This is a genomic window from Phycisphaeraceae bacterium, assembly GCA_019636555.1.
Classification (GTDB): Bacteria; Planctomycetota; Phycisphaerae; order Phycisphaerales; family UBA1924; genus JAFEBO01.
In genome coordinates, this window is sequence record JAHBXH010000001.1 from 1,564,753 (window position 1) to 1,580,801 (window position 16,049).

Consider the following 16,049-nt stretch of genomic DNA (forward strand, 5'->3'; position numbering starts at 1 on the left):
ATCCGTGCCGCGGTTCGCAAGGGCGTTCTCGGCTATCCTGACCGACCCCGTCCCCCCCGTACGGAGTCACGATGGCGACACAGACGACGACCCAGCCCGACGCAAAGGTTCAATCGCTTCGCGAGTTGACGGATTCGTACCTGAAGATCGAATCGCAGCTCAAGCAGGGCGGCGGCGCGAAGGCGATCGAGCGCCAGCACGAGAAGGGGCGATTGACCGCGCGTGAGCGCGTCGAGAAGCTCATCGACAAGGGGAGTTTCTTCCAGGAGTACGGGCTCTGGTGCGCGTACGAGATGTACAAAGAGCATGGCGGCGCGCCGGCGGCGGGTGTCGTCACGGGTGTGGGCACGGTGCAGGGACGGCGCTGCATGATCGTCGCGAACGACGCGACGGTGAAGGCGGGCGCGTTCTTCCCGATGACGTGCAAGAAGATCATCCGGGCGCAGGCGATCGCGATGATGGCGAGTCTGCCCCTGATCTACCTCGTTGACAGCGCGGGCGTGTATCTGCCTTTGCAGGAAGATGTGTTTCCTGATACCGATGATTTCGGACGCATCTTCCGAAACAACGCGGTGATCAGCGCCGAGGGAATCCCGCAGATCGCGGCGATCATGGGCTACTGCGTCGCGGGGGGGGGATACCTGCCCGTGCTCTGCGACACGCTCCTGATGACGGAGGGTTCGGGACTTTATCTCGCCGGGCCGGCGCTCGTGAAGGCGGCGATCGGGCAGGAAGTCACCGACGAGGAACTCGGCGGCGCAGCGATGCACGCGAGCGTGAGCGGAACGATCGATTTCAAAGAGAAGGATGATGATGCGTGTTTGGCGCGGCTGCGCGAACTGGTCGCAAAGACCGGCGCTCATCGCTTTCATCCCGATCGGTTTGCCGAAGTGATGGGTTCGCCGGAGGCGATGGAGAAGTACTCGAAGTACATGCAGGTGATGGCCGAGCGGATGAAAGACGATCCGAACGTCGTTCACTACGAGGCAACATGCGACATCATCGAGGGCCAGATGCACGGCCGTCCGTTCAGGGCGACGAGCGAAATCTACGACGCGTTCACGGACAAATCGGGCGCCCAGTACGACGTGAAAGAAGTGCTGGCGTGCATCGTTGACGTTCGCGCAGAAAAGAACGCCGAAGGCCACGAGTCCCTCGCCCCTGACTTTGACGAATACAAAGCCGATTACGGCCAATCCATCGTCTGTGGCTACGCCCACATCGGCACCCGCCCCTGCGGCATCGTCGCCAACCAGAAGAAACTGGTGCAGCGCACCGTCGCCGGTGGCAAGACCGGGCCGACCAAGGCGGTGCAGATGCCCGGCGTGATCTATGACGACAGCGCCGACAAGGCCGCCCGCTTCATCATGGATTGCAACCAGCGCAAGATCCCGATCGTGTTCCTTCACGACACGACCGGTTTCATGGTCGGACGCGACAGCGAGCAGGGCGGCATCATCCGCGCCGGCGCGAAGATGGTGAACGCGATGAGCAACTGCATCGTGCCCAAGATCGTCGTCATCACCGGGGGCAGTTATGGCGCGGGCAACTACGCGATGTGCGGGCGTGCATTCGATCCGTTCCTGTCGTTCGCGTGGCCGAGCGCCAAATGCGCCGTGATGGGCGCGAACCAGGCGACCGGCGTGCTCACGACGATTGAAGAAGCCAGCCGCAAGCGCAAGGGCGAAACGATCGACCCCGAAACCCACAAGCAGATCTACAGTGCGATCCACGCGGGGTACACAGAGCAGGCCGATATCCGCCACGGCGCCGCGCGAGGCTGGCTCGACCGGATCATCGAGCCGCATAAAACCCGGGATGAACTGATCGAGGCGCTCGCGATCGCGGAGCAGGGGTGGGATTACAGCAAGCCGTTCAAGACGGGCGTGTTGCAGACGTAGCGCCGGTGCAGCATGCTGGACCAATAACTGAATTGTGAAGATCGCACGGAAATGGCTTTCGGGCGCGCCCGATAGGGCAGTCGTTCGCTATAGTGTCTTGACGTTCATGCTGTAGGAGGCGTGGGCGCACTGCGTTTTCGTGGGTTTTTGAGAGAGGCAAGACATGCAGAAGTTTGTGTTCGGCGCTGCCGCGCTCGCGGCGGGCGTCATGGTCCAGGTTGCTGGCGCTTCGGCCATCAACGACTGGAATCTCATTGTCAAGAACAAGCTCACGTCGTCTTCGGAAGTCGAAGGAAGGACGATGGTGGGGCAGCTTTCGGGCACGTCGAACTACGGGACGAAGCTGCTGCCGACATCGAGCTATCTGAATATCGATTCGCTGGTGGTCGGTTCGGGCGGTTCGGGCTCGAGCAATTACCAGGTGAACTCCGGGCGCGCCCGCCTGTTCGGCAGCAAGGGCGCGGCGAACTTCAACATGAACGGCGGCGGCGCGCTGATCCAGAACGACAGCAATGTCGGTTCGATGATCTCGAGCGCCTGGGCGGATGTGACCAATGCGTCTTCGTACTGCTCGAGCCTGAGCGCGACGAACACGGTCACCATCCCCAACAGCCAGCCAGCGGGTGTGATGTTCAATGCGATCGCGGGCGTCGGCGGCGTGGCGGTCTTCAACGTCAACGGCAATTCGCTCTTCCAGAACAGCCTTGTCCAGCAGATGGACATCGCGATGAACGGCGCCTCGACCGTCATCATCAATGTCGCCGGCACGAACATCACCTACAACGGCGGCAACATGCTCGGCGGGTTCAACATCCCCAACGCCTCCAAGATCATCTGGAACTTCTACGAGGCCACGACCCTGAACATCGACCGCCACTTCTTCGGTGCGATCCTCGCCCCGAAGGCCACGATGTCGAATTCAACGGCGATCGAGGGCAGCGTCTTCACTGACACGTTCAACCAGAACGGCGAAGTGCACCTGCCGAACTTCAGCGGGAACATCCCGGCGCCGGGCGCTTTGGCTCTAGGCGGATTCGGTCTGCTGCTCGCCGGTCGTCGCCGTCGGTGAGGCGGCCCCGCATCGACGAAATGATCAGATTGATCCGGGCGGGAGCGCGTGCTCCCGCCCGTTTTCGTTGCCGCGGCGAGATACGCGTGCCGAGAGGCCGTTTCGCTACGATGCGAATGTGAGCGAACTTGTCCGCATCACCGATGTTTCCCCGCGCGACGGGCTTCAGAACGAGCCCGGCGTGATCCCCACGGCCGACAAGGCCGAACTCGTCGAGTTGCTCTGCAAGACGGGCGTGGACGAGATCGAGGTGACGAGCTTTGTGAGTCCGAAGTGGGTGCCGCAGTTGGGGGATGCGCAAGAGGTGTTTGCGCGGCTTCTGAAACCCCCTCCCCGAGGGAGGGGGCAGGGGGTGGGCGAGGAATTGCCAACAGCGACACCATTTTGGCAGCCTCCGGCCCGCAATGCGCTCACCATGCGGCGAGCTCGCGAACTGCGCGCGAGAATGACTGGTCCAGAGTGGATCCTCTGGACGCACCTTCGCAAACGCGAGTTGATGGGGTTGAAGTTTCGGCGTCAGCACCCGTTCGGGCCGTTCATTCTCGATTATTTTTGCCAGGATCGATTGTTGGTCGTCGAGTTGGACGGAAGGTCGCATGACGATCCCGATTCCAAGCGACGTGACGCAGAGCGAAGCGATTACTTGGAATCCTGCGGGCTTTCCGTCTTGCGAGTGAGGAATGATCGTGTCATCGCTGATGGCTTAGCTGTTGCAAAGTACATTCGAAGAGTTGCGCAGGCGATTCCTGATGAGAAGGAACGACGCTTGTTTCCCTCGCGTCACGCGCCCACCCCCCAACCCCCTCCCTCGGGGAGGGGGCTCCTGCATCCCGTGTTCTCGGCTTTGGTGCCGAATGAGCGCGGGTTGCAGGGTGCTCTCGATACCAATCGTCTCGCGCACAGACACTTGATAGAAAAAGTCTCCGTCTTCACCGCTGCATCAGAGACGTTCTGCCAGAAAAACATCAACTGCTCGATCGCGGAATCCATCGATCGGTTTCGGCCGGTTGTTTCGGCGGCGCATCAGAATGGGATTGAGGTTCGGGCGTACATTTCGTGCGTGATCGCGTGCCCATTCGAGGGGCCGATCCCGGCTGCCGCGGTTGCCGACGTTGCCAAGCGGTTGATGGACTTGGGAGTGGATGAAGTCGACTACGGTGACACCATCGGCGCGGGATCGGCGGAGACAACGCGAGCGCTTCTGAAAGAAGTGCGGAACGTCGTTCCGATTGCTGGCGGGCGCGTGCTCAGTACTCTCCACCTCCACGACACCTTCGGCCGCGCGGCGGAGTGTGTGCGTGCCGCGCTCGATGTGGGCGTGCGGTCCTTCGATGGTTCGGTTGCCGGCTTGGGCGGGTGTCCCTATGCGAGCAAGACGCTCCCCGACGGGACGATCCAGCGTGCGCCGGGGAATATTTCGACGGAACTTCTCGTGCGCACGGTTCACGAAGCGGGTTACAAAACGAATGTGGATCTGGAGGCGTTGAGCGCTGCCGCGGCATTTGCACGTGAGATCGTCGCCAAGTCGCGTGCGGGCGATGGAAAGGGAAGCGCATGATCAAGTCGGCGCTCCAAGGCGACGTGTTCGAGATCGCGCTTTCGCGCCCGGAAAAGCGGAACGCGCTCACGCCCGAAATGCTGACGGATCTGCGAGCCGCAATCGCCACGGCACCGAAAGAAGCCGGGGCGTTCTTGCTGAGTGGCGAAGGCGCGGCGTTCTGCGCCGGCTTCGACCTTTCGCGTTGCAAGGATTCTCCGGACGGCGCGGTGATGCGAGCGCTTTTGAACGGGCTGCACCTGTGCATCGGTGCGCTCGCGGCACTCGACAGTCCGGTCATCATCGCGGCGCATGGAGCGGCAATTGCCGGCGGGTGCGCACTCCTGGGTGGCGGCGACGTGATCGTGACGAACGCGGATGCGAAACTGGGCTATCCGGTCGCGCGGTTGGGCGTTTCCCCCGCGGTCTCGGCTCCGTTCCTTCGCAATCTTGTCGGTGACGGCCCAACGCGAGCGCGTGAACTGGAGAATGGCCTGATCGACGGACGGGCGGCAATGGCGTGCGGGCTTGCGCATGAGTGCACGGACCGGGCCGAAGAAGTGCAAGAGCGGGCGAGTGCGATCGCGCAAGTTCTGGCGGCAAAGCCCCGCGGTGCGATGGCGGCAACGAAGCAATGGCTGAGAACGATCGTTCCGGTGCGGAGCGGAGAAGATGGGCTGCGGGCATCGCTTTCGCTGGTCGGGGGTGAAGAGGAGCAGCGGCTGCTTCCGCTGGCGTGGAGTTCTACCAGATAGATATGGGCAATTCATGAACTTTGTAACGCTTTCAGTCGAAGGTCCGGTCACGACGCTCACGCTGAATCGATCCGATGCGCGCAACGCGCTCTCGCTCGATCTTCTGCGCGATCTGCACAGCGCGGTGGATTCGATGCAGGTGGCGGGCGGGCCGCACGTGCTCGTTGTCACCGGCGCCGGCAAAGCCTTCTGCGCCGGAATGGATTTGAAGGCGGTGCTCGGGCACAACGATCTCGCGCTCGAATTGCTCACGTCGCTCGCGAAGCTGACCGTGAAGATTCGAGCGCTGCCGATGGTCGTGGTCGCGAAAGTGAACGGCGCCGCGATCGGAGGCGGGTGCGGGCTTGCGTGCGTTTGCGATCTCGCGGTCACGCACGCGGACTCGAAGATGGGCTACCCGGAGGTGGACCTCGGTGTCTGCCCGGCGGTGGTCGCGCCGTGGCTGGTTCGGAAAGTGGGGGCGGGGCGGGCTCGCAAGATTCTGCTCAGCGGCGGTCTGATGTCGGGGCGCAAGGCGCACGCTTGCGGCATGATCGATGTGCTGTGTGAATCGGCGGCGGAACTGGACGCGGCGACCGACTCGGTTGTGAAGAGGCTGGCGTCGGGCGGGCCGAACGCCCTCGCGGCGACAAAGAAGCTGCTGAACGAACTCGACGGTTCGCTTGATGAGGCGATCGTGATGAAGGGGGCGCAGCTTTCGGCCTCGGTGCTCGCGACGCCGGATGCGCAGGCGAGGTTGCGGGCAAAGCTGGGGGGGTAGCGCAAAGAGAAGAAGAGAAGGAGAGATAAAGAGACGGAGTGGCGGCTTCGCGGCTATTTGATGATGGAGCGCACGCCGGGGAGCGCTGCAAGCTTGCCCTGCACGATTTCCCACTCCGCGTGGTGCATCGAGAAGTACAGGCTTGAGCCGCCGAAAAGGGCGAGGATCGCGACGACCCAAAGCACCTTGAGCCATGAACGATGGCTCTTCATAAAGCCATAAACCGGCATTGAGATCCCGAGCGGCAGGAAGACTGCTCCGAAGATTCCGATCGCGGCCCAGATCGGCTTCTTGTCGTTGAGCGTGACGGCGATGGTGATGACGTAGGTCACGGCGAGGAAGAACGCCCATGCCGCGATGTAGAGATACATCGTTTTCAGGTTGCTTGATCCGATGGCCCACATCGCGATGAAGAGCGTGCACCAGGCGATGAACTGGTTGCGCGGGCCGAAGTAGAAATTGGGGATATAGGCGGAGACTTCATCCGTGATGCGGCGCGCGATCGGGCCGAGCGTGTCCGCCTGCATTCCTTGAGGGAGTTGCTCGGAAGCGGGCGCGGTGTTGTACTTGCACGAAACGCAGATGGTGGAGTCTTTGCCTAGGAGCGTGCCGCACTGCGGGCAGAACTCCTGGTGCATCGTGGAGAAGTAGTCGATCCCGGCGTGGGTCGCGGTCTCGGACATCGCATTGGCGCCGGCCTGACTCCCCGAGCGGCTGCCCGTTTTGACGTCGATGCCTTCGCGCGTGGCGCACTCCATGCACGCGTAGCGCCCGGTCTTGTCCTTGACTCGGCGCTTCTTGGAAACATCGATCCCGCAAATGACGCAGACTTTGTCGTCGACCACGTGCTGTCCTCGCCCCCAAATGTGTTGCTAATAGTCTACCAACTTCAGCGCACTTGTTGGTCAATCGGTTCTCTGCCTTTCGGTACGCGAATCACCGGGCTTCGTTCAGTCATATTTCCTACGCTCCTCACACTTTCAGCGGAGAACCGAATTGAGCAACGCCACTCCCCTTCCGATCGACCGCGCCGCCGACGGGTTCGCCACGCTCACCCTCGAACAACCGGGAAAGCCGGTCGTGGTGCTGGACCTGGAGCTGCTCCAAAGGCTCGATGCGGCTCTCAAAACCTTGGCGGGCGCCGGGGGGCGCGACATTCGGGGCTTAATTGTCCGGTCGGCTTCGGATAGGGTCTTTGTGGCCGGGGCGGACTTGAAAACGATTTCAGAGTGGGATGATGACCAGCTCGACCGGTATCTCGAGTTCGGGCAGCGCGTTTTCTGCACATTGGCGACGCTCCCGTTCCCGACCGTGGCGGCGATCAACGGTGCCGCCTTGGGAGGGGGTTTGGAGCTGGCGATGCACTGCGATGCGCTTGTCGCCGCACCTCCGGCCGGGAGAGACGGCCAGCCGGGGAAGCCCTATCCGGTGGGCTTGCCGGAGTGTTCGCTCGGGCTGTGCCCGGGATGGGGCGGAACGAACCTGTACCCGCTCAGCCTCGACAACCCTGCAGACGCCATCCGGCTTTGCATCGAGGGAAAGCCGATGCTGTTCGAGGAGGCGAAGGCGTCGGGATTGTTCGCGGAAATCGCGAGTTCTCAGGGCGAATTGCTCGAAACCGCGAAGACGTGGCTGAAGTCGGCCGCGGCGAACGCGGCAGTGGTGAACTACTCGGAAGTGGACCCGTGGAAGCGGTCGCCGGCACAGGCGACCAAGACGCTGCTGTCGATCGATCGAATGCGAGGGGAACTGCCGCCGAGTGAGGAGTCAAAGGTTGTGCTCGAGTGCCTCAACACGGGACTGACGAAGGGCTATCTGGCGGCGCTGGCGGCGGAACGCAAGCACCTTGTGCGACTCCGGCACACGCCGAAAGCCAAGCAGGCGCTGGCGGCGTTCTTTGCCCGGGGGAAATAGTGCCGCGGGACGCATGGGTGAGCCGGCGATACCCCCGCGTCCGGACCTCGGTGGAAGACCGAAGATTGGCAATCGCTAGCACTTTCCGTGCCCACAAAGCGCGGAAAGAATGGGATGGAACGGTTTCATCGCCCCCGACCCGGATTCTGGCCTCACGCTAATTCACCCCGCCCCTTTCCCAAGCACCCACGGAGCAGTTTCATGGCCGACCTGAAATCGATGAAGATGTCCGACAAGGACCGCAAACTCATCGAGGACGCGGAGGCATTGCTGGGGCCGGAACCGACGAAGATGGGCTTCGTCAAAAACATGTTCTGGGGTAATCTGAGGACCGATCTCGTCTTTCCGTACCCGATTCCGGAAGCGAAAGAGACCGCCGCGTGCGATCAGTTGCTCGCTCGGCTCGATGACTACCTGCACAATGAACACCCCGCGATTCAGATCGATCAGGAGCAGGAAATCCCGCGCTGGGTGATCGATCGGCTCTTCGAACTCGGCGTGATGGGCATGACCATCCCGAAAGAGTTCGGCGGGCTCGGGCTTGGGATTACGAGCTATAACCGCGTTCTCGAGCGCATCGGGTATTCGTGCGGCAGCACGGCGGTGCTCGTTTCGGCGCACCAGTCGATCGGTTGCAAGGCGGTGATGCTGTTCGGAAACGACGAGCAGAAGAAGCGCTGGCTGCCTCACCTGGCGAAAGATTGGGTGAGCGCTTTTTGCTTGAGCGAACCGAACGTCGGGTGTGATGCCGGCGGACAGGAAACGCGCTGCGAGAAGACGCCCGACGGCGAGTTCTATGTCTTGAACGGTGAGAAAAAGTGGGCCACGAGCGGCGCGATCAGCGGGCTGTTCACGGTGATGGCCAAGCAGAAGATCATCAATCCCAAGACGGGGAAAGAAGAAGAGAAGGTTTCGGCGCTGGTGTGCCACCCGGACATGCCCGGCGTCGAGATCTATCAGAAGAACCGGAGCAAGTGCGGCATCCGCGGCACGTGGCAGGCGCGCATCCGCTTCCACAACGTCCGCGTGCCCAAGGCAAACCTGCTCGGGCAGGAAGGGCGCGGGCTCAACATCGCGCTCACATGCCTCAACTACGGCCGCTGCACGCTGAGCGCGGGAATGATCGGCGGCGCGCGCAAGGTGCGCGATCAGGCGACCAAGTGGAGCCGCACGCGCTATCAGTTCCAGCGCCCGCTCTCGGATTTCGAGCTCGTGCAGCAGAAGCTGGCGCGCATGGCGGCGTACGACTATGCGATGGACTCGGTGCTCTACATGACCACCGGGATGCTTGACCGCCACGACGAAGACATCATGCTCGAGACCGCGATCTGCAAGGTCTTCTGCTCGGAAATGGGTTGGCGTGTGGTCAACGACGGCGTTCAGATCATGGGCGGCGAGAGCTACATGACCGAGAACGAGGTCGAGCGCGTCTTCCGCGACTCGCGCATCAACCTCATCGTCGAGGGCGCGAACGAGGTGATGCAGTCGTTCATCTTCGCGTACGGCGGCAAGCAGCTCGCGGAGAGCATGCTCACCGTCAAGAACGCGCTCGGCTGGAGCAGAGACGAGGGATTCGGCGCGAACATCGGGCGCATCCTGAAGAACTCGACCAACTTCAAGCTCATCCGCGCCGCCGTCCCGCTGGGCATCGAAATCTTCCTTGGCATCCGGCGCGGGCTGCCGACAGCCCCGCGCGTGCACGAATCGCTCCGCACGCAGGCGCAGCGCCTCGCGTGGCTCATCCGCGAGCACAGCCATCAGTTCAAACGCGCAAGCAAGAAGTATGAGGAAGCAATCATCACGCGCCAGTGCGTGCAGGCACGCCTCGCGGACAACGCGATGTGGCTGCACGGTTTCGCGTGCACGCTCAGCAAGCTCGATCAGGATCTGCGGCGCGGCGGCGACGGCGCGGAGTTCGAGCGCGATCGTGCCGCGGCGCTCCACTTCTTCGATCTCGCGGAAACGTTCTTCTACGCGAACATCCGCGAGCTTTCCGAGAACGCGGACGACACGATGCTCAAGGCGGCCGCCGCGGCGATCAAGCACAGCGACGCGATGCCCAACAACGAGTTCTCGATTCCGGAGAAGTCGCCTGTGGCGAAAGGAACGGGGCGCGCGCTCAAGCAGGACGGGATCAAGCAATTCCCCGGGACGCCGACCGTCGGCGGGCCCGTCGAGGGCATGCACGCCGGTTCGCGATGATGAAATGCACGCAGAAAAAGCCGCCGAACGAGGCGGCTTTTTTCTTGGGGAACTCAGGCTTTCAAGAGCGAAAAACCGCGCCAACGTCTATTCTTGAAGATTCAGGAATTTGGGCCTGGGGACGGAGAAAAGCATGCCCCGAAAATCCGTGTACAAAGCCGAGATCGAGTACCTGCAGGTCATGGACGAGCACGGCGTGATCGACGCGGCACAGTCGCGCAACACGCTGAGCGACGAAGAGATTCTGGAACTCTTCAAGTTCATGCAGCAGTGCCGCCAGCTCGACGAGATCGCCTTCAAGCTCCAGCGCTCGGGGCGCATGGGCACGTACCCGCAGAACAAGGGACAGGAAGCCGCGGCGATCGGCACCGCATATGCCGCGAAGAAGGGACAGGATTTCCTCGTGCCGTGCTACCGCGAGAACGCCGCGCTCTTCATGCACGGGCTTCCGATGCACTACGTCCTGCTCCACTGGATGGGCGATGAACGCGGCAATCAGATTCCCGAAGGCGTCCAGCAGCTGCCGTTGTGCATCCCGATCGGCACGCAGATGCTCCACGCAACCGGCATCGCGTGGGCGTTCAAGATGCGGAAAGAGCAGAAGGTTGCCCTGACCTATTTCGGCGACGGCGCGACGAGCGAAGGCGACTTCCACGAGGCGATGAATTTCGCGAGCGTGTACCAGGTGCCGCTGGTCTTCATCTGCCAGAACAATCAGTGGGCGATTTCCGTGCCCCGCGAAACGCAGATGCGGTCGAAGACGGTGGCGCAGAAGGCGCTCGCGTACGACATGCCGACGTATCAGGTCGATGGGAACGACCTGCTTGGCGTGTACAAGATCGCCAAGGAATGCATCGACCGCGCCCGCGGCGGCGGCGGCCCATCCTTCATCGAGGCGGTCACCTATCGGCTCGCGGATCACACAACCGCCGACGATGCGCGGCGCTATCGCGATCCGAAGGAAGTGGATGCGTGGCTCGGGCGCGATCCGCTGATCCGCCTGCGGAAATATCTCGAGACCAAGGACCTGTGGGACGAGACAAAGCAGAAGGCGGCGGAAGAACGCAACAAGGCGATCGTCGCGGAAGTCGTGAAGACGGCGGAAGGAATCGAGAAGCCGTCGTTCGATGACATCTTCGACTTCACGTTCGCGGCGCTCAACCCGGAACTCGAGAAGCAGAAGCGCACCGCGCGGACGAGCAGCCTGGGGCAGGATCCGAGTCAGGTGGGGCTTGCCGCCGGTGAACCGATCCATTCATGAACAGGAAGAGGCATGACACTCGACGGCATCCGTGATTACCGAGACCGAGTCCCATTCGAGCCGTTCGTCATTTCGATGGTGGATGGTCGCCAATTCCATGTTCCGCACCGCGACTTCATTCTCGTTCCCCCCGCGAGGAGTTCCTGGGTGGTCGTTGCTCTGCAAGATGGTCGCACGGTTCATGTCAACACCGCGTTGATCAGCACAATTCAACTGGCAAAGAAATCGAATCGACGCCGCAAGGCGGGTTGAGGTCGTCTGCTCGCAAAGAATCTCCAACTTCACGAACCGAGAGAGTGAGCCCGCATGCCCCGTACCGACGTAATGAAACAAAAAGGCCTGACCCTCGTCGACGCCATCAACGAGGCTTTGGAGCAGGAAATGCACCGCGACTCGCGCGTCGTCCTGCTCGGCGAAGATGTCGGCGCCAACGGAGGCGTCTTCCGCGTCACCGAGGGTTTGCAGAAAATCTTCGGCAAGGACCGCGTGATCGATACGCCGCTCGCCGAGTCCGGCATCATGGGCACGGCGATCGGCCTTGCGATGGCCGGCATGCGCCCGATCCCCGAGATCCAGTTCGATGGCTTTCTCGGCCCGGCGTACGACCAGTTGACCAACCACGCCGCGCGCTACCGCACACGCACCCGCGGCGCGATCACCATCCCGCTCACCGTCCGCGTCCCCGTCGGAGGCGGCATCCACGCCCCCGAACTCCACAGCGATTCGCCCGAAGCGATCTACGCGCACACGCCCGGTCTCAAGGTCGTCATGCCCTGCACGCCCGTCGATGCGAAGGGCCTGCTCACTTCCGCGATCCGTGACCCCGACCCCGTCGTCTTCTTCGAGCCCAAGCGCGTCTATCGCTCCTTCCGCGAGGAAGTGCCCGAAGAGGAATACACCATCCCGATCGGCCAGGCCAAAGTGGTTTCCGAAGGCACCGATCTCACGGTCATCACCTGGGGCGCGAGCGTCTTCGAGTGTCTCGCGGCAATCGACAAACTCCCCGAAGATGTCTCGGTCGAACTCATCGACCTCCGCACGATCTATCCGATCGATCTCGACACCATCGTGCAGAGCGTCCAGAAAACCGGCCGCTGCGTGATCGTGCACGAAGCGCCCAAGACCAGCGGCTTCGGCGCCGAGATCTCGAGCCTCATCCAGGAACACTGCTTCCTGAATCTGAAGGCCCCCGTCCAGCGCGTCGCCGGCTTCGACACCGTCATGCCGTACTACAAGCTCGAACTCGACTACCTGCCCGATTCCAAGCGGATCGCCGAGAGCGTGACACAGACGCTGGCGTACTGAAAATTGCCAAAGGGCCAAAGTTTCAAAGGGCCAAATTTCGGAAGGAGAGTCCTTGGGTCGATTGCGTCCAGAGTTCCTCAGTCGCGCGAAGAAGTTCAGCCATCGCGTGGTTGACGTCGCCGAAGCTCTGGAAACTGCACGCAAATCACGGCGCGTGGTCGATCAGTTGATCGCATGCGGCACGTCGGTTTCGGCAAACTTGTTCGAAGCCGATGAAGGCGTCAGTCGTGCCGATTTCCTGAAGTCGATGGGAATCGTCAACAAGGAACTGCGAGAATGCCGGTTCTGGTTGGAATTTTCGGGCGAGCGAGCGTGGATCTCGATCGCGAAATTGGATGCATTGCTCGCGGAAGCCAAAGAACTAAAGTTGATCGTCGGTAGCATCTTGTCGCGTGCCCGCAAGAAATCGCCTGCGGCAAGCGTTTCCTGAAATTTGGCCCTTTGGCCCTTTGGCCATTTGGAACTTTGTACATGTCCCTCCAAAAATCCGCCAATCCCGACGAATTCATCCTTCCCGATCTCGGCGAAGGCGTGCACGAGGCCGAACTGATCAAATGGCGCGTCAAAGTCGGCGATCACGTTGCCGAGCACGACATCCTTGCCGAGATGGAGACGGACAAAGCGCTCGTCGAAGTTCCCTCGCCGCGCGAAGGCGTGATCGCTTCGCTCAACGGCAAAGAGGGCGAGATCCTGAAAGTCGGCAACATCCTCGTGACGTATCAGTCTGCAGGAGGTGGCGGTGGAGCGCCGTCCGCAAAGACGCAGGACGCACACGGCGCGGAAGCGAAAAAGGAGTGGGGGATCGAAGCGCCAAAGTCCTCGCATGGGGCCGCTCAGCGAAACGGCGCTCACGATGACGACATCGAGATCGCCGAGCGCACCGAGGATGCGGGCACGGTTGTCGGAAAAATGGGTGGCGAACTCGCCGGCATGTCTGCAGCGCCGGGCAAAGCTCTGGCGACGCCCGCGGTCCGCCGCCTCGCGCGCGACCTCGGCGTCGATATCGACAGCATCAGCGGCACCGGCATCGGTGGCCGCGTGACCGAAAAAGATGTCCGAAGCGCATCCTCCGGAAGCCCCTCCCCTGAGGGGAGGGGTTTGGGGAAGGGTTCGAGCGGCCACGGTGCGCAAGCGGCACCCGCGCGCGCTTCGCGCCCGGTCGAGGCGCCGGTTTCGCGTCCGAGCGCTCCCGCGCCTTCCCGCCCCGCGCTCGGGCGCGAAGAGGTCGCGTCCAAGTTTGCGCCGCAGCCGAGCGCACCCGCGCGTCAGCCCGTGTCGTTCGCTCAGCAGGAAGGCGATCTCCGCATCCCGTTCCGGGGCGTGCGGCGCACGATCGCGAATCGCCTCCGCCAATCCATCAATCAGGCCGTCCACTTCACCGTGATGGACGAGGCCGATGTGACAGCGCTCGAGACGCTCCGCAAGAAACTCGCCGCCGCCAGCGGCGAAAAGGTCTCTTTCCTCCCATTTGTCGCCTCCGCCGTTGCGCGCGTGCTTAACCAGTCGCAGTTCCGCGCCTTGAACGCCACCGTCGAGGAAGACGCCGCCAACCCATCCGCTGACGCCTTCATCATCCAGCACCGCTCGGTCCATCTCGGCATCGCGACCGACACCGAAACCGGTCTCATGGTCCCCGTCATCCGCGATGCGGATCGCCTCGGCGTGCTTGAAGTCAGCCGCGCCATTGCCATGACCGCCGAGATGGCGCGCAACCGCTCGATCCCGCGCGAGCAGTTGATGGGCAGCACGTTCACGATCAGCAACGTCGGCAGCCACGCCGGCCGCTTCGCGACTCCCGTGATCAACTACCCAGAAGTCGGGATTCTCGCCGTCGGCCGCGCGAAGGACGGCGTCGTCGTCAACCGCGGCATGATCGGCGTCGGCAAACTCCTGCCGCTCAGCCTCGCGTGCGATCATCGCGTTGTGGACGGCGCCACCGCCGCCCTCGCGCTCGCCGAGATCGTCAAGCTCCTGCAGGATGCGGAACAGTTGCTGGGGCCGGCGAGGGGGTAAATGTGGTTCAAAGCAATTACGGAAAAGGGAATGATCTGGAACTGGATGTTCTAGCCCTGTTAGAGGAGTACAAGTCGCGCAATCCGCAGTGGTTTGGTTTTCGACGAAAGCCAAAGATCGTTCAGCACGACGGGCAGTCGCGAGAGCCTGACTTCGAGCTAACTTTGCGGTCCCCGGGCGAGGAGCTTCTCGTTCTTCTCGAGTGCCAAGATCGCGGCCGGAACAGGCCCGATTTGAGCGACAAGCTCCACACGCTCAAAGCCATTTCAGATCGCAACATCACGATGGTAATTGTCCGTGAAACGATTAGCGATGCTCTGGCTGAGCCACTTCGCAAGCAAGGAATTCCTTGGCGGTCTCTTTCAGGACTTCGGGATTACTTGAACAACAAGGAGTTGGCGTGGAGCGCATTCCAATCGCACCAGTCCATCGCAGGGCCAAGTTCAGCCGCTGGAAAGCCTTCTGGCAACGTTGTGACGTTCAAGGGCGGGGCTGAGTCGGGTTTCATGGGAAGGCTGCGGAGGAAATAGGTCTACTTTTCCACAGTTTTTCGGGGTTTTGGCACGGCAACGCCGTGCCGAGAATCGAGCCAAGGGTGAGGCGGCGCAGCGACTGAAGAGAGCCGATTGCATCGCAACCCCATCAATTGTTCTTCCCCGCTACCCATCGTCGTCGCCGCTAACATTTAGGCGTGGACTATTCCAAGATCATTACAGTGAACCCGGCGATCCGATCCGGAAAGCCCTGCATCCGCGGCATGCGGATCGCAGTGCAGGACGTGCTCGACTATCTCGCAGGCGGAATGACGCCCGAGCAGATCGTTCAGGATTTTCCCGAACTGACGATCGAAGACATCCGCGCCAGCCTGGCTTTCGCCGCGGATCGTGAACGTCGGATCTCGGGTATTCCCGCTTGAAGCTGCTCCTTGACCAGAATCTGTCAACGCGCCTCTTGAACTCGATCGAGCCGGTGTGGCCGGGATCGAGCCATATCAGGCTGCATGATCTCGACCGGTCCGGGGATAGTGAGATTTGGGAATTCGCGCGAGAGTCCGGTTTCGCGATTGTGACGAAGGACGCCGACTTTCGGCAACTCGCTTTGGTTTGGGGTGCGCCCCCGAAGGTGATTCTTGTGTTGCTCGGCAACTGCACGACAGGAGAAGTCGCAGCTCTCCTTCTGCGCAGCAGAAACGCGATCATGGCTTTCGGTGCCGATCCGGACACTTCGGTGCTCGTTCTCACTCCGTAGCCACCGGCGGGCCCGGAGCAATTTCACAGGATTGAGATTCCATACGCACCCCCTCGGAGTGCGACCGACTTGTCGCCGGTATTC

At 62.0% G+C, this 16,049-nt stretch carries 16 protein-coding genes; 15 read left to right on the forward strand and 1 reads right to left on the reverse strand.

Going from position 1 to position 16,049, the window contains the following annotated elements:
* Positions 1-71 precede the first annotated feature (71 nt).
* The 5 genes from KF691_06500 (at position 72) to KF691_06520 (ending at position 6,022) form a co-directional block, all read left to right on the forward strand.
* Positions 72-1,901 carry an acyl-CoA carboxylase subunit beta gene (locus KF691_06500; GenBank protein MBX3389090.1) on the forward strand — a complete coding sequence of 610 codons (1,830 nt, stop codon included), beginning with the start codon at positions 72-74 and terminating at the stop codon, positions 1,899-1,901.
* Between the two features lie 163 nt (positions 1,902-2,064).
* Positions 2,065-2,970 carry a choice-of-anchor A family protein gene (locus KF691_06505; protein MBX3389091.1) on the forward strand — a complete coding sequence of 302 codons (906 nt, stop codon included), beginning with the start codon at positions 2,065-2,067 and terminating at the stop codon, positions 2,968-2,970.
* Positions 2,971-3,088: 118 nt separating this feature from the next.
* Positions 3,089-4,528 carry a DUF559 domain-containing protein gene (locus KF691_06510; GenBank protein MBX3389092.1) on the forward strand — a complete coding sequence of 480 codons (1,440 nt, stop codon included), beginning with the start codon at positions 3,089-3,091 and terminating at the stop codon, positions 4,526-4,528.
* On the forward strand, positions 4,525-5,262 hold the full coding sequence (locus tag KF691_06515) for an enoyl-CoA hydratase/isomerase family protein (protein ID MBX3389093.1): 738 nt from the start codon (positions 4,525-4,527) through the stop codon (positions 5,260-5,262). Before KF691_06510 ends, KF691_06515 begins: the two co-directional genes overlap by 4 nt.
* Before the next feature lie 13 nt (positions 5,263-5,275).
* Positions 5,276-6,022 (forward strand): enoyl-CoA hydratase/isomerase family protein, encoded by a 747-nt coding sequence (locus KF691_06520; protein MBX3389094.1) that lies wholly within the window; start codon positions 5,276-5,278, stop codon positions 6,020-6,022.
* Positions 6,023-6,075: 53 nt separating this feature from the next.
* Here the strand turns inward: KF691_06520 and KF691_06525 are convergent, their stop codons facing one another.
* Positions 6,076-6,867 carry a hypothetical protein gene (locus KF691_06525; protein MBX3389095.1) on the reverse strand — a complete coding sequence of 264 codons (792 nt, stop codon included), beginning with the start codon at positions 6,865-6,867 and terminating at the stop codon, positions 6,076-6,078.
* Positions 6,868-7,018: 151 nt separating this feature from the next.
* Here KF691_06525 and KF691_06530 point away from each other — a divergent pair, with 151 nt between their 5' ends.
* The 10 genes from KF691_06530 to KF691_06575 all read left to right on the forward strand — a co-directional run bounded on the left by KF691_06530 (position 7,019) and on the right by KF691_06575 (position 15,965).
* Positions 7,019-7,936: an enoyl-CoA hydratase/isomerase family protein gene (locus KF691_06530; GenBank protein ID MBX3389096.1), complete on the forward strand. Its 918-nt coding sequence runs from the start codon at positions 7,019-7,021 to the stop codon at positions 7,934-7,936.
* A gap of 201 nt (positions 7,937-8,137) precedes the next feature.
* Positions 8,138-10,138: an acyl-CoA dehydrogenase family protein gene (locus tag KF691_06535; protein ID MBX3389097.1), complete on the forward strand. Its 2,001-nt coding sequence runs from the start codon at positions 8,138-8,140 to the stop codon at positions 10,136-10,138.
* Between the two features lie 133 nt (positions 10,139-10,271).
* A complete protein-coding gene (gene pdhA / locus KF691_06540; GenBank protein ID MBX3389098.1) occupies positions 10,272-11,399 on the forward strand; it encodes a pyruvate dehydrogenase (acetyl-transferring) E1 component subunit alpha in 1,128 nt (375 codons plus the stop codon).
* 12 nt (positions 11,400-11,411) lie between these two features.
* Positions 11,412-11,651, forward strand: coding sequence for a hypothetical protein (locus KF691_06545; protein MBX3389099.1), 240 nt, complete (start codon positions 11,412-11,414; stop codon positions 11,649-11,651).
* Positions 11,652-11,705: 54 nt separating this feature from the next.
* Positions 11,706-12,704, forward strand: a complete 999-nt coding sequence (locus KF691_06550) for an alpha-ketoacid dehydrogenase subunit beta (GenBank protein ID MBX3389100.1) — start codon at positions 11,706-11,708, stop codon at positions 12,702-12,704.
* 52 nt (positions 12,705-12,756) lie between these two features.
* A complete protein-coding gene (locus KF691_06555) occupies positions 12,757-13,134 on the forward strand; it encodes a four helix bundle protein (GenBank protein ID MBX3389101.1) in 378 nt (125 codons plus the stop codon).
* A gap of 41 nt (positions 13,135-13,175) precedes the next feature.
* Positions 13,176-14,717: a 2-oxo acid dehydrogenase subunit E2 gene (locus KF691_06560; GenBank protein ID MBX3389102.1), complete on the forward strand. Its 1,542-nt coding sequence runs from the start codon at positions 13,176-13,178 to the stop codon at positions 14,715-14,717.
* A gap of 2 nt (positions 14,718-14,719) precedes the next feature.
* Positions 14,720-15,247 (forward strand): hypothetical protein, encoded by a 528-nt coding sequence (locus KF691_06565; GenBank protein ID MBX3389103.1) that lies wholly within the window; start codon positions 14,720-14,722, stop codon positions 15,245-15,247.
* Between the two features lie 161 nt (positions 15,248-15,408).
* Positions 15,409-15,633 (forward strand): DUF433 domain-containing protein, encoded by a 225-nt coding sequence (locus tag KF691_06570; protein MBX3389104.1) that lies wholly within the window; start codon positions 15,409-15,411, stop codon positions 15,631-15,633.
* Positions 15,630-15,965, forward strand: coding sequence for a DUF5615 family PIN-like protein (locus KF691_06575; protein ID MBX3389105.1), 336 nt, complete (start codon positions 15,630-15,632; stop codon positions 15,963-15,965). The genes KF691_06570 and KF691_06575 overlap by 4 nt, the downstream gene beginning before the upstream one ends.
* Positions 15,966-16,049 lie beyond the last annotated feature (84 nt).

What these genes read in the sequence shown, in the direction of transcription:
- KF691_06545 (MBX3389099.1), top strand. Translation starts at nt 11,412, where the DNA reads ATGACACTCGACGGCATCCGTGATTACCGAGACCGAGTCCCATTCGAG.
- pdhA (MBX3389098.1), top strand. Translation starts at nt 10,272, where the DNA reads ATGCCCCGAAAATCCGTGTACAAAGCCGAGATCGAGTACCTGCAGGTC.
- KF691_06520 (MBX3389094.1), top strand. Translation starts at nt 5,276, where the DNA reads ATGAACTTTGTAACGCTTTCAGTCGAAGGTCCGGTCACGACGCTCACG.
- KF691_06500 (MBX3389090.1), top strand. Translation starts at nt 72, where the DNA reads ATGGCGACACAGACGACGACCCAGCCCGACGCAAAGGTTCAATCGCTT.
- KF691_06505 (MBX3389091.1), top strand. Translation starts at nt 2,065, where the DNA reads ATGCAGAAGTTTGTGTTCGGCGCTGCCGCGCTCGCGGCGGGCGTCATG.
- KF691_06515 (MBX3389093.1), top strand. Translation starts at nt 4,525, where the DNA reads ATGATCAAGTCGGCGCTCCAAGGCGACGTGTTCGAGATCGCGCTTTCG.
- KF691_06535 (MBX3389097.1), top strand. Translation starts at nt 8,138, where the DNA reads ATGGCCGACCTGAAATCGATGAAGATGTCCGACAAGGACCGCAAACTC.
- KF691_06550 (MBX3389100.1), top strand. Translation starts at nt 11,706, where the DNA reads ATGCCCCGTACCGACGTAATGAAACAAAAAGGCCTGACCCTCGTCGAC.
- KF691_06560 (MBX3389102.1), top strand. Translation starts at nt 13,176, where the DNA reads ATGTCCCTCCAAAAATCCGCCAATCCCGACGAATTCATCCTTCCCGAT.